This window comes from Serratia sp. LS-1 (genome assembly GCF_003719595.1).
GTDB classification, from domain to species: domain Bacteria; phylum Pseudomonadota; class Gammaproteobacteria; order Enterobacterales; family Enterobacteriaceae; genus Serratia; species Serratia ureilytica.
In genome coordinates this window covers 4896290-4909337 of the sequence record NZ_CP033504.1, presented here as the reverse complement: position 1 = coordinate 4909337, position 13048 = coordinate 4896290, and the positions used below count along the sequence as shown (strand labels likewise).

15 protein-coding genes are annotated in these 13048 nt (G+C 57.5%); 8 read left to right on the top strand and 7 right to left on the bottom strand.

The features are described from left to right. The first annotated feature begins 252 nt into the window (after positions 1–252). Genes dacB through pmrB form a run of 3 tightly spaced genes read left to right on the top strand, consistent with a single transcriptional unit; the run spans position 253 to position 3415 of the window. Positions 253–1686 carry a serine-type D-Ala-D-Ala carboxypeptidase gene (dacB, locus tag EDY99_RS23355; RefSeq protein ID WP_048232490.1) on the top strand — a complete coding sequence of 478 codons (1434 nt, stop codon included), beginning with the start codon at positions 253–255 and terminating at the stop codon, positions 1684–1686. An 8-nt stretch (positions 1687–1694) separates the two neighbouring features. Continuing rightward, entirely contained in the window at positions 1695–2357 is a 663-nt protein-coding gene (gene pmrA / locus EDY99_RS23350; RefSeq protein ID WP_033641655.1) for a two-component system response regulator PmrA, read from the top strand. Continuing rightward, entirely contained in the window at positions 2354–3415 is a 1062-nt protein-coding gene (gene pmrB / locus EDY99_RS23345; RefSeq protein WP_033641653.1) for a two-component system sensor histidine kinase PmrB, read from the top strand. The genes pmrA and pmrB overlap by 4 nt, the downstream gene beginning before the upstream one ends. Positions 3416–3451: 36 nt before the next feature. On the opposite strand, the gene cgtA is transcribed toward pmrB, so the two are convergent. From cgtA to rplU, 4 genes are all read right to left on the bottom strand, one after another. Further along, entirely contained in the window at positions 3452–4624 is a 1173-nt protein-coding gene (gene cgtA, locus EDY99_RS23340; RefSeq protein ID WP_033641651.1) for an Obg family GTPase CgtA, read from the bottom strand. 16 nt (positions 4625–4640) lie between these two features. Continuing rightward, entirely contained in the window at positions 4641–5612 is a 972-nt protein-coding gene (locus EDY99_RS23335; RefSeq protein WP_033641649.1) for a DMT family transporter, read from the bottom strand. Between the two features lie 105 nt (positions 5613–5717). Next, the gene (gene rpmA / locus EDY99_RS23330; protein ID WP_004933559.1) at positions 5718–5975 is read right to left on the bottom strand and encodes a 50S ribosomal protein L27; all 258 of its coding nucleotides are present in this window, start codon (positions 5973–5975) and stop codon (positions 5718–5720) included. A gap of 17 nt (positions 5976–5992) precedes the next feature. After that, positions 5993–6304, bottom strand: a complete 312-nt coding sequence (gene rplU, locus EDY99_RS23325) for a 50S ribosomal protein L21 (RefSeq protein WP_004933561.1) — start codon at positions 6302–6304, stop codon at positions 5993–5995. Between the two features lie 270 nt (positions 6305–6574). On the opposite strand from rplU, the gene ispB reads away from it, so the two are divergent. Further along, a complete protein-coding gene (gene ispB / locus EDY99_RS23320) occupies positions 6575–7546 on the top strand; it encodes an octaprenyl diphosphate synthase (protein WP_033641648.1) in 972 nt (323 codons plus the stop codon). Between the two features lie 50 nt (positions 7547–7596). On the opposite strand, the gene EDY99_RS23315 is transcribed toward ispB, so the two are convergent. Beyond that, positions 7597–7953 (bottom strand): DNA-binding protein, encoded by a 357-nt coding sequence (locus EDY99_RS23315; protein WP_033651481.1) that lies wholly within the window; start codon positions 7951–7953, stop codon positions 7597–7599. Between the two features lie 180 nt (positions 7954–8133). On the opposite strand from EDY99_RS23315, the gene EDY99_RS23310 reads away from it, so the two are divergent. Further along, entirely contained in the window at positions 8134–8394 is a 261-nt protein-coding gene (locus tag EDY99_RS23310) for a helix-turn-helix transcriptional regulator (protein WP_004933567.1), read from the top strand. 66 nt (positions 8395–8460) lie between these two features. Here the strand turns inward: EDY99_RS23310 and mdh are convergent, their stop codons facing one another. Beyond that, on the bottom strand, positions 8461–9399 hold the full coding sequence (mdh, locus tag EDY99_RS23305; RefSeq protein WP_033636811.1) for a malate dehydrogenase: 939 nt from the start codon (positions 9397–9399) through the stop codon (positions 8461–8463). Positions 9400–9863: 464 nt separating this feature from the next. Here mdh and argR point away from each other — a divergent pair, with 464 nt between their 5' ends. From argR to yhcN (EDY99_RS23290), 3 genes are all read left to right on the top strand, one after another. Beyond that, positions 9864–10334, top strand: a complete 471-nt coding sequence (gene argR, locus EDY99_RS23300) for a transcriptional regulator ArgR (RefSeq protein WP_016929335.1) — start codon at positions 9864–9866, stop codon at positions 10332–10334. A 403-nt stretch (positions 10335–10737) separates the two neighbouring features. Then, positions 10738–11001 (top strand): peroxide/acid stress response protein YhcN, encoded by a 264-nt coding sequence (gene yhcN, locus EDY99_RS23295; RefSeq protein ID WP_004933574.1) that lies wholly within the window; start codon positions 10738–10740, stop codon positions 10999–11001. A gap of 120 nt (positions 11002–11121) precedes the next feature. Beyond that, entirely contained in the window at positions 11122–11385 is a 264-nt protein-coding gene (gene yhcN, locus EDY99_RS23290) for a peroxide/acid stress response protein YhcN (protein ID WP_025305042.1), read from the top strand. A gap of 197 nt (positions 11386–11582) precedes the next feature. Here the strand turns inward: yhcN (EDY99_RS23290) and mpl are convergent, their stop codons facing one another. Next, complete coding sequence (gene mpl / locus EDY99_RS23285) at positions 11583–12962, bottom strand: UDP-N-acetylmuramate:L-alanyl-gamma-D-glutamyl-meso-diaminopimelate ligase (protein ID WP_123062096.1); 1380 nt, start codon at positions 12960–12962, stop codon at positions 11583–11585. Positions 12963–13048 lie beyond the last annotated feature (86 nt).

The following is a 13048-nucleotide window of genomic DNA, read 5'->3' as shown; positions in this document are numbered from 1 at the left end:
TAAATACCTCTAAATCTTTCCTGTTCAAATAACCGTCATCCTGACGTATTCGTATGAAAACACGGTTGGCATACCGCCCCCCGCCTCCAGGCGACAAACAAAAGAAACCTGACTCGGAACGGGGCCCAAGCCAAGATCGGTTTTGCATTTTGATACGCATTTTAGCCTAGAGTTCCTTGAGGGTCATCGTTTACTTTTTCCCTGATTGCACCGTAGTATGACGGCACGTTATCCAGCTGTTATCCCGAGATTATGCGTTTTTCACGAATTGTCAGTGCATTGGCTTGCGCATTTGTTCTGAATGCGAATGCGGCCCCGGTTGAAGAGTACACACAATATCTGCCTGATGGGGCCAACCTTGCCCTGGTCGTTCAGAAGATCGGCGCCAGCGCGCCGACGATCGATTACCACTCTCAGCAGATGGCGCTGCCGGCCAGTACCCAAAAAGTGCTGACGGCGCTGGCTGCGCTATTGCAACTCGGGCCCGATTACCGTTTCACCACCACGCTGGAGAGCCAGGGCGATATTCGCGACGGCGTGCTGCGCGGCAACCTGATTGCCCGCTTCAGCGGCGATCCGACTTTCAAACGCCAGAGCCTGCGCAATATGGTGGCCGTCCTGAAGAAGCAGGGCGTGCGCCAAATCAGCGGCGACGTGCTGGTCGACACCTCGGTCTTCGCCAGCCATGACAAGGCGCCCGGCTGGCCGTGGAACGATCTGACGCAGTGCTTCAGCGCGCCGCCGGCCGCCGCCATCGTCGATCGCAACTGTTTCTCGGTCTCGCTGTACAGCGCGCCAAATCCGGGCGACATGGCGTTTATCCGCGTCGCCTCCTATTATCCGGTCAATATGTTTAGCCAGGTGCGCACCCTGGCACGCGGCTCCGCTGACGCGCAGTACTGCGAACTGGACGTGGTGCCGGGCGAGCTGAACCGCTTTACCCTGACCGGCTGCCTGACGCAGCGCAGCGAACCGCTGCCGTTGGCCTTCGCCATCCAGGACGGTGCCAGCTACGCGGGCGCCATCCTGAAAGACGAGCTGACGCAGGCCGGCATCCAAATCGACGGACATTTGAAACGCCAGACGCGCCCTGGCATCACCGGCACGGTGATCGCGCAAACCCAGTCAGCGCCGCTGCACGATCTGTTGAAGATCATGCTGAAGAAATCGGACAATATGATCGCCGATACCGTCTTCCGCACCATCGGCCACGAACGCTTCGGCGTGCCGGGCACCTGGCGAGCCGGTTCCGATGCGGTACGGCAGGTGCTGCGCCAGAAGGCCGGCATCGATCTGGGCAATACCATCATCGCTGACGGTTCCGGCCTGTCGCGCCACAACCTGCTGGCCCCGGCGACCATGATGCAGGCGCTGCAGTACATCGCGCAGCACGACAACGAGCTGAACTTTATCTCGATGCTGCCGCTGTCCGGCTATGACGGCACCCTGCGCTACCGCGGCGGCCTGCATGAAGCCGGCGTCGACGGCAAGGTGTCGGCCAAGACTGGCGCGCTGCAGGGCGTCTACAACCTGGCGGGCTTCATCACGACCGCCAGCGGCCAGCGCATGGCCTTCGTTCAGTATCTCTCCGGCTACGCCGTGCCGCCGGAAGATCAGAAACAGCGCCGCGCGCCGCTGGTGCGCTTCGAAAGCCGCCTGTATCGGGATATTTACCAAAACAACTGAGGGTCGTCATGAAGCTGCTGGTCGTTGAAGATGATGAACTGCTGCAACAGGGGCTGGCGTTGGCGCTGACCGGCGAGGGTTACGTCTGCGACTGTGCCGCCACGGCGGCGGAGGCCAACAGCCTGCTCATCACCAGCCAATACAGCATGGTGATCCTGGATCTCGGCCTGCCGGACATGGACGGCGCGGCGCTGCTGCGGCAGTGGCGCCGCCAGCAGATCGATCTGCCGGTGCTGATCCTGACCGCCCGCGACGCCCTGGAAGATCGCGTCGACGGGCTGGACGCCGGCGCCGACGACTACCTGGTCAAACCCTTCGCGCTGGTTGAGCTGCAGGCGCGCGTGCGCGCCCTCCTTCGGCGCTACCAGGGCCACAGCGACAATCTGATGCAGGTGGATGACCTGCAGTTGAACCTCTCCAGCCAGCAGGTCTACCTGCAGCAACAGCCGGTGGAAGTCACGCCAAAAGAGTTCGCCATTCTGTCGCGCCTGATCATGCGTGCCGGGCAGACGGTCAACCGTGAGCTCCTGCAACAAGATCTCTACACCTGGCAAGACGATCTGGGCTCCAACACGCTGGAAGTGCACATCCACAACCTGCGCCGTAAACTGGGCAAGGATCGCATCCGCACCGTGCGCGGCATCGGCTACCGCCTGGAACCTTCCTCATGATCAGCATGCGCCGCCGCCTGCTGCTGATGTTGGCGCTGATCCTGTTGGTCACGCAGCTCATCAGCGCCTTCTGGCTGTGGCACGAAAGCCAGGAACAGATCAGCTTCCTGGTGGACGAAACCCTGTCCGCCAAAGTGCGCAGCGAGCGCGTCGATACCGAGATCGCCGAAGCCATCGCCTCGCTGTTGGCGCCTTCGCTGATCATGATGATCGTGACCCTGCTGGCGTCTTTCTGGGCCATCAGCTGGATCACCCGCCCGCTCAACCAATTGCAGCAGCGGCTGGAAAAGCGCTCTGCCGATAACCTGACGCCGCTGCCGATCACCAGCGACAGCCAGGAAATGGTGGCGGTCACCAATGCGCTCAATCAGCTGTTCTCGCGGCTGGACAACACCATTCAGCAGGAACGCCTGTTCACCGCCGACGCCGCCCACGAGCTGCGCACGCCGCTGGCCGGCATCCGCCTGCATCTGGAACTGATGGAAAAACAGGGCGTCAAGGGCAGCCAGGCGCTGATCGCCCGCATCGATCAACTGATGCACACCGTCGAGCAACTGCTGATGCTGTCGCGCGCCGGGCAAGACTTTGCCAGCGGCCATTACCAGCATTTCGATTGGGTAGCCGATGTGATCCAGCCGCTGCGTGAAGAGCTCGACGAAATGACCGCCCAACGCGGGCAAACGCTGGCCTGGCAATTGCCGGCCGCCGCCGCGGTGAACGGCGATCCGGTGCTGCTGCGGCTGCTGCTGCGCAACCTGGTCGAAAACGCCCACCGATACGGCCCGGAAGGTGGCGCGATACAGGTGCGGTTAACGCCGCAGGACCGCGGTTATCTGCTGCAGGTCATCGACGATGGCCCGGGGATCAAGGAAGAGATGGTCGGGGAGCTGACGCAGGCGTTTCGCCGCATGGATCAACGCTACGGCGGCAGCGGACTGGGCTTGAATATCGTGATCCGCATCGTGCAGCTGCACCAGGGGCGCTTGACGCTGGAAAACCGCCGCGATGCGCGCGGCCTGAATGCCCAGTGTTGGCTGCCGGAAAAGGCGCTCAAATAACAAGGGCCCAGCGTTGCTGAGCCCTTTATCATCGAATTACTTCTGGTAAATGATTTCGACGCCTTCGTCGTCGTCTTCGTCCCAGTCGTCATCCCAGTCGTCATCCGCTTCCGATTCCATCTCCGCCAGCTGTTCGCGGTGATAGTCGTCCCACATGAATTCGACTTTTTCCGGCGCGCTTTCTTCGATCGCCATCGCTTTCGGCTGGGTGTTGATGAAGTTCATCACGTCCCAGCACAGCGCGTTGACGCCTTCGCGGTTGGCGGCGGAGATCATGTAGTACTTTCCTTCCCAGCCCATGCCTTCCACAATCGCCTTGGCGCGTTCGGCAGCTTCTTCCTCACCAATCACATCAATTTTGTTGAACACCAGCCAGCGTGGCTTCTGCGCCAGATTTTCGCTGTATTGGTTCAACTCGTTGATGATGACTTTGGCGTTTTCCACCGGATCGGATTCGTCGATCGGCGCAATGTCCACCAGGTGCAACAGCACGCGGCAACGCTCCAGGTGTTTCAGGAAGCGAATGCCCAGGCCAGCGCCTTCGGAGGCGCCCTCGATCAGCCCCGGAATGTCGGCGACCACAAAGCTCTGCTCGTGGTCCATGCGCACCACGCCCAGGCTTGGCACCAGCGTGGTAAACGGATAATCGGCCACCTTCGGCTTGGCGGCGGACACCGCGCGGATGAAGGTCGATTTGCCGGCGTTCGGCAGCCCCAGCATGCCCACATCGGCCAGCAGCAACAGCTCCAGCAACAGATCGCGCGCTTCGCCGGCGGTGCCCAGCGTCTTCTGACGCGGCGCACGGTTGACCGACGATTTGAAACGGGTGTTACCCAGACCGTGCCAGCCGCCTTTGGCGACCATCAGTTTCTGCTCGTGACGGGTCATGTCGCCGAGGATCTCGCCGGTGCCCTGATCCTTCACGCGCGTGCCGACCGGCACCTTGATGATGACGTCTTTACCGCGTTTACCGGTACAGTCGCGGCTCTGGCCATTCTGACCGCGCTCGGCGCGGAAAGACTTCTCAAAGCGGTAGTCGATCAGGGTATTGAGGTTCTCGTCCGCCAGCAGGTAGACGTCACCGCCGTCGCCGCCGTCGCCGCCGTCAGGCCCACCGTTAGGGATATATTTTTCGCGGCGGAAGCTGACGCATCCGTTGCCGCCATCGCCTGCAACGACCAGAATCGCTGCTTCATCTACAAACTTCATTTACCGTCTCCGTAAATCATTCACCGGGCTGCTTCAAAGGAGCAACCTGGGGGGGTTCTGCCCGTCGCGGCCACCACCGGTGACCAATTGCGGAAAACATAGCGCCCGCCACGACCACAAACGCGCCAACATAGCCGACGAGATTTAACGTCGGCGCGGCGAATGCCTGGGGCCAGGCCAGCGCCAATAAATCAGAAAACAGCAGGGTAAACAGCGGGGTCAGCGTCACCAACGCACTCACCTGCGCCGCCTGCCAGCGCGCCATCGCTTCCGCCAGCGCGCCATAGCCGATCAACGTGTTGGCGCCGCAAAACAGCAGGCACGCCAATTGCCAGCCGCTAAGCTGGAAAATCACCTCGGGTTTGGCCAGAGGGAACAACGCCATCGCACATAAAGTGTACAACATAACCAGGATCTGCGGCGAAGCCAGCCGTCGCAGCAATACCTTCTGCGCCACGCCGTAGCTCACCCAGACCATCGCCGCACACACGCCCAGCATGACGCCCAGCGTGTAGTCCGTCAGCCGGGTAAAGATCTCTATCAGACTGACGTTGAAAAACAACATCAGTCCACAAATCAGCATCAAGGCGCCAATGACCTGGGTGATGCGCATGCGCTCTTTTAAAATCAGCACGCTGGCGAACATCATGCCCACCGGCGACAGCTGGCCAATCACCTGCGACGCCGTCGGGCTCAGGTATTGCAGCGAGGAACTGAAGAACACAAAGTTGCCCAACAGCCCCGCCGTGGCGATCGCCAACAGCAGCAGCCAACGCGGTTGACGGAACATCTTCAGCGGCGGCAGCTTGCCGCGCACCGCGAGGATCACGCCCAAACCGATGGCGGCCATGGTAAAGCGATACCAAACGACGGTAAACGGCTCCATCACCGCCAACACTTCTTTCATCGCGATCGGCAACGCGCCCCAGCAAACCGCCGTGGTTAACGCCAGGGAAATACCCACGCCGACCTGCTGCTTCGTATCCATATTACCTTCGCCAACGCTGACAGGGCTGCCCGCAGGCAACCCATAAATGTAAAAAGCCCCGCAACGAATTGCGGGGCTTACATCTATTTCGTAAGGCTCGAAAAATTATTCAGCTTCGATGCTGATGAATTTACGATTGCTCGGGCCTTTAACTTCGAATTTGACTTTACCGTCTTTCAAAGCAAACAGAGTGTGGTCTTTGCCGCAACCCACGTTGGTACCAGCGTGGAATTTGGTGCCGCGCTGACGAACGATGATGCTGCCTGCCAGTACTGCTTCGCCGCCAAAGCGTTTTACGCCCAGACGTTTAGCTTCTGAATCGCGACCGTTACGAGTCGAGCCGCCAGCCTTTTTGTGTGCCATTAATCCGCTCTCCTAACTTAAGCGCTGATGCCGGTGATTTTAACGTCAGTGAACCACTGACGGTGGCCCTGCTGCTTACGGTGGTGTTTACGACGACGAAACTTAACAATTTTAATTTTCTCGCCACGACCGTGAGCAACGACTTCAGCTTTGATCTTGCCGCCATCGACGAAAGGAACGCCGATTTTGATATCTTCGCCATTAGCGATCATCAGAATCTGGTCAAACTCAACCGCTTCACCAGTTGCGATGTCCAGCTTTTCCAAGCGAACGGTCTGACCTTCGCTTACTCGGTGTTGTTTACCACCACTTTGGAAAACCGCGTACATATAAAACTCCGCTTTCCGCGTGCCCGACTGTGTTAGTTCAGAGCGCGCTATAAATATTCACAATAGGGCGCGAATTCTACGCAAAAAAGCGGCGCATGACAAGAGCAGAATAAGACCAGATGTACAAAAAAGAAGAAAAAAAACACAGTTTCTTTCGTGGCGTTTATCTGAACCGTTTTTCAAGTACAATCATAGGGACAGTTACCGCCATGTACCGATGTGAGCAGCGATCTCAACGCGGTGAAGAGAAACACAGCTGAAAAAAACACAATGAACCTAGAGCAAATTACCGAGTTAACCGCGCAAGATATGGCGGCCGTGAACGCAACAATTCTCGAACAGCTGAATTCCGATGTCACGCTCATCAATCAGCTTGGCTATTACATTATCAGCGGTGGCGGTAAACGCATCCGGCCGATGATCGCCGTCCTGGCGGCGCGCGCGTTGGGCTATGAAGGCAACAAGCACGTCACCGTCGCCGCCCTGATCGAATTCATCCATACCGCCACGCTGCTGCATGACGACGTCGTCGACGAATCGGACATGCGCCGCGGCAAAGCCACCGCCAACGCCGCGTTCGGCAACGCCGCCAGCGTGCTGGTCGGCGACTTTATCTATACCCGCGCCTTCCAGATGATGACCAGCCTGGAATCGCTGCGCGTGCTGGCGCTGATGTCGGAGGCGGTCAACGTCATCGCCGAAGGCGAAGTGCTGCAGTTGATGAACGTGCACGATCCTGACATCAGCGAAGAAAGCTATATGCGGGTGATCTACAGCAAAACCGCCCGTCTGTTTGAGGCGGCGGCGCAATCGTCGGCGATCCTGTCCGGCGCCAACGCCGAGCAAGAGAAGGCGCTGCAAGATTATGGCCGCTACCTCGGCACCGCTTTCCAGCTGATCGACGATCTGCTCGACTACAGCGCCGACGGCAGCACCCTGGGCAAAAACACCGGTGACGATCTGAATGAAGGGAAACCGACCCTGCCGCTGCTGCACGCGATGCACAACGGCGACGACGCACAGCGTGAGATGATCCGTGGCGCGATTGAGCAAGGCAACGGTCGTCATCTGCTGGAGCCGGTATTGCAGGCGATGCAACAATGCGGTTCGCTGGAATACACTCGCCAACGCGCCGAGGAAGAAGCCGACAAGGCGATCGCCGCGCTGCAGGTCTTGCCGGCCTCGGAGCACCGCACGGCGCTGGAAGGCCTGGCGCATCTGGCAGTGCAACGCGATTTTTAAGAAATAAAAGTTTCTTAACATTCTTATCAGGCCCGCTGAGGCGGGCCTGTCTAGGTATTGTTCTCTTCGTCAATACGCGCTAGCAGGCCGCCTATCCCTTCCCGCATCAGGAAAGCCACCATTTTCTCGCGCTCGCTCTCCGTCAAATGGTAGTAATACTCGATCCATACCGCTAACGGATCCTGGCGTTCTACGTCATACGCCGCCCCATCTTCTTTCAGCATCAGCAGGTTGCGTGCACCAGGCGGCAGGCTGTCGATATGATACTCCAACGCTTTTCCCTGCACGCCTTTACGCCTGCGGCTTATCCAGCCTTCGCGCCGGGCCATCAGATTGATTCCCTGTGGTGAGGAAGGTAATCCTGCGATGCCTGTCAGTTCCTTGGCGGCAAACCACTCGTTTTTCATAGCCATCATCTCTGGGCAATAGTGGGCAAAGTCATTTTTGGAAATTACTTGGGTATTTTTTAGGAAATTTAATGGTATTCTTGTTTCCGAATAAGCGTTTCACGTTGTTCAAACGCCTAACCCTGATCCGTTAGTTATACCACTAACGCAACTTTGGCTAATCAGAAAAGGAATGTAAACATGAATTCAAGGAACCCAGATTGGCATCCGGCAGATATCATCGCGGCGTTACGCAAACAGGGCACCACGCTGGCGGCGGTGTCGCGCAAGGCCGGATTAAGCTCATCAACGCTGGCCAACGCGCTGTCGCGTCCCTGGCCGAAGGGGGAATGGCTGATCGCCGAAGCAATCGGCATCCACCCATCGGAGATCTGGCCAAGCCGCTATTATGATCCGCACAGCGATTGCCTGCTGGATCGAAAAGCCCGCATCAAATCGTGAACGCGGGGCAAAAAAAACCGCCGGAACAGCGTCCGGCGGCGTTTATCGGCTGACTATCGGCGACGATCAGTTATTGATGAACTTCTCGCCCAGTTCGATATCTTTGTGCAGCACGTCCAGCATCTCATTCAGCGCTTTCTGTTCGAAGGCGCTCAGCGTGCCGATATCCTTGCGTTCTTCAACGCCGTTTTTACCCAGCACCAGCGGCTGTGCGAAGAAGCGAGCGTATTTGCCGTCGCCTTCAACGTAAGCGCATTCCACAACGCCTTTCTCGCCCTGCAGTGCGCGCACCAGAGACAGACCGAAACGCGCGGCCGCCTGGCCCATGGACAGCGTAGCAGACCCGCCACCGGCTTTGGCTTCCACCACTTCGGTGCCGGCGTTCTGAATGCGTTTGGTCAGATCCGCCACTTCCTGATCGGTGAAGCTCACGCCAGGGATCTGCGACAGCAGAGGCAGGATAGTCACGCCAGAGTGGCCGCCGATGACCGGCACGTTCAACTCTTCCGGCTGCTTGCCTTTCAGCTCGGCCACGAAGGTGTTGGAACGGATGATATCCAGCGAAGTCACGCCGAACAGTTTGTTCTTGTCGTAAACGCCGGCTTTTTTCAACACTTCCGCCGCGATGGCGACCGTGGTGTTAACCGGGTTGGTGATGATGCCGATGCAGGCTTTCGGGCAGGTTTTCGCCACTTGCTCAATCAGGTTACGCACGATGCCGGCGTTAACGTTGAACAGGTCAGAGCGATCCATGCCTGGCTTACGGGCCACGCCGGCGGAAATCAGCACCACGTCCGCACCCTGCAGAGCCGGGGTCGCGTCTTCGCCGCTGAAGCCTTTGATTTTAACTGCGGTTGGGATGTGGCTTAAGTCGACGGCAACGCCTGGGGTAACGGGGGCAATGTCGTAGAGAGAGAGTTCAGAACCTGAAGGAAGCTGGGTTTTGAGTAGAAGGGCGAGGGCCTGGCCGATACCGCCAGCAGCACCGAGAACTGCAACTTTCATCCTATACTCCTTTATTGTCTTAAATATATAAAGCGCCGTGAATGTGTTGGTGACGGACCTTAAATTATTACACCTTTAAAAACAATAAATTAGCTAATTGTTGCCTGCAGGTGCAATAAAATGACCGCTGTCGCGCCCATTTTAGATTAAATCGCTTACGCATGAAGGGCATAGCGCACACTAATCAAAAATAGTGCGAGGTTATTCACGAGCAAGTTAACCGGCCGTTACATTACACCCTTACGCAACATCAGAACAACATCATTTTAATAACATTTTATTTACCAGCGCAGGCCGATTTTCCGACGTCAAAAGGGCATATTCATCACGGCCGGATTTTGTTAAAATGCCGCCCTTTCCTCGCCGCCCGGTCATGTTTATTTTCTTTGGGTCGGCCTTTGTTGCATAAAAATTCATCTATATGCATAATCATGACTTCCATTATCAACATTCCACGGTGCAAAATGCGTAATCCCGCAAAACAGGAAGATCTGATCAAGACGTTCAAAGCGTTATTGAAAGAAGAAAAATTCAGTTCTCAAGGCGAGATCGTTTTGGCGCTGCAAGAAGAAGGCTTCGAAAACATTAACCAATCCAAAGTATCGCGCATGCTGACCAAGTTCGGTGCGGTACGTACGCGCAATGCCAAAATGGAAATGGTGTATTGCCTTCCTGCCGAACTCGGCGTGCCGACCACCACCAGCCCGCTGAAGAACCTGGTGCTGGACGTCGACCATAACGACGCCGTCGTGGTGATCCACACCAGTCCGGGCGCCGCACAGCTGATCGCCCGCCTGCTTGACTCCTTGGGCAAATCCCAGGGCATCCTCGGCACTATCGCCGGCGACGACACGATTTTCGTCACGCCGTCCAGCGGCTTTACCGCTCAGAAGCTGCATGAAGCGATCCTGGGCGTGTTCGAGCAAGAGCTGTGAAACCTGGCGCTAACAAAGTGCGGCTACCGCCCGCATTTTGTTAGCGCTTCTTTAACCCTCGCGTTACCTTTCCGGCCTTCAACCGCGTTTAACACTGCTTTTTTATCCCGCAACAACACATTTCCATGACATATCCATGTAACCAGCAGTACCCACTGTGATCTTCCGCACTTTTAGTCAAAAGCACTTACCTTATTGAAATTACATAAAATTAACATCGAAAGATCGTTTTATGAGCGTTTTTTATTCCTTGTAGTTATAAAAAATAAGGTTCATCGGTTTAAAGTTTCACTAGCAACTGTTAGCGAACTATTAATTTTTCACGTTACTAGCTGTATACTCATTTCCGTGAACTGAATCACAGTTCGTTGGAACTGATAAAAGAATACGATGAGGTGAGATGATGAAAATTAAAGCTACCGTTGCAACCCTGAGCGTTCTGTCCATGCTTTCCTTTGGCGCATTCGCAGCACAATCTGTTGACGCAACCCAGGCCGCAAAACTGCAGCCCGCCGGTGTGATCACCGTGAGCGGCGTCGCCGCTGCGCCTTCCGACATTCGTCAGGCGCTGTCCGATAAAGCCGATGCCAAAGGGGCAACCGCTTACCGCGTGATCGAAGCGCGCAACGACGGCAACTTCCACGCGACCGCTGAAATCTACAAATAAGTACCGGCATTACCCGGCAACGGGCAATACATCTCTGGAATCAAACGCTGTCATAACGGCCTTCAAGAATAAAAATCGCTGCCAAGCCCTTCCAGGCTGTTATGACCAAGGATCGCTATCATGAACATGAAAACTACTCTCGCTGCACTCGGTTTGCTGTCTGTCATCTCCTTTGGCGCGTCTGCCGCCCAGTTGGTGACTAACGATCAGACCGCCAATCTGCAATCTATCGGCACCATTACCGTCAGCGGTATCGACGGCGCACCGACCGACATTCGCCAGGCGCTGTCGGAGAAAGCCGATGCTAAAGGCGCGACCGCCTACCGCGTGATCGAAGCGCGTAACGAAGGCAACTACCACGCCACCGCCGAGATTTACAAATAACAACTCTGGGAACGGCTTTGCAGAGCTGATTACCCTCGTCACTGCCACTGCCGAGTTCTGACGCAAACGCCGATTTCCCAGAGACCCTCTCGTCGTCCTATCCGACGAACCCCGTTGCCCTCGCTCGCGAGGGCTTTTTTATGGGCGTAAAAAAGGCCGCGAATGCGGCCCTTAGGTTGGCTTATGCGGCTGAACAATCAGTAGGTCACCTTCGGTTCCTGCTTTTTCGCCAACGCGTCCAACAGGCGATCGTGAATGCCGCCGAAACCGCCGTTGCTCATCACCAGAATGTGGTCGCCCGGCTGTGCGGTTTTCACCACCATCTCCACCAGCGTGTCGAGATCCGCGCTCCAGTGCGCCGGCTGCACGCAGGCATCCGCCACTTCCGCAACCTGCCACGGAATGTGATGCGGCTGGAACAGGAACACTTCATCGGCACGGCCGAGCGAAGGCGCCAGATCGTTTTTGCTGATGCCCATTTTCATGGTGTTGGATCGCGGCTCCAGCACCGCCAGAATGCGCGCCGTGCCGCCTACCTTGCCGCGCAGCGCGGCCAGAGTGGCCAGGATCGCCGTCGGGTGGTGCGCGAAATCGTCGTAGACCGTGACGCCGTTGGCTTCGCCACGCAGCTCCAGGCGGCGACGGGCGTTGATGAAGTCGCCCAAGGCGCGGCAGGCGTCCGCCGGCTGCACGCCAACGTGACGGGTCGCCGCGATGGCCATCAGGCCGTTATGCATGTTGTGCTCGCCCACCAGCGCCCAGTTCACTTCGCCGACCTGCTCGCCGTCGAGGAACACCGCGTAATGACTGGCGTCCGGCGTCAGCTTCTGCGCGCGCCAGGTGCTCTCTTCGCCCACCAGCTCCTGTTCGCTCCAGCAGCCCATCGCCATCACCTGCTTCAGGTGGCTGTCGTTGTCCGGCAGGATGATCTTGCCTTTTCCCGGCACCAGGCGCACCAGGTGGTGGAATTGTTTCTGAATGGCTTTCAGATCGTCGAAGATATCGGCGTGGTCGAACTCCAGGTTGTTCATGATCAGCGTGCGCGGGCTGTAGTGCACGAACTTGGAGCGCTTGTCGAAGAACGCGCAGTCATACTCGTCGGCCTCGATCACGAAGAACGGGCTGCCGCCGAGGCGAGCCGAGACGTCGAAGTTGCCCGGCACGCCGCCGATGACGAAGCCCGGCTGGTAGCCGCAGGCTTCGAGGATCCAGGTCGCCATGCCGGCGGTGGTGGTTTTGCCGTGGGTGCCGGCGACCGCCAGTACCCAGCGATCGCGCAACACGGCGTCGTGCAGCCACTGCGGGCCGGAAACGTAAGGGATACCACGCTCCAGCACCGCCTCCACGCACGGGTTGCCGCGCGTCATGGCGTTGCCGATGATCACCAGATCCGGCGCCGGATCCAGCTGGGCCGGATCATAACCCTGAATAAGATCGATCCCCTGGTTCTCCAGCAGCGTGCTCATCGGCGGATAGACGTTGGCGTCCGAACCGGTGACGTCATGCCCCAGTGAGCGCGCCAGCATCGCCAGCCCGCCCATAAAGGTGCCACAGATCCCAAGAATGTGAATGCGCATAGGTTTCTCATGTGAGTGCATCGAATGTCGGCATATTCTAACGCTCAGAATCGTCCAGAAGAAATGGATTTGCCTATGAATGGCGC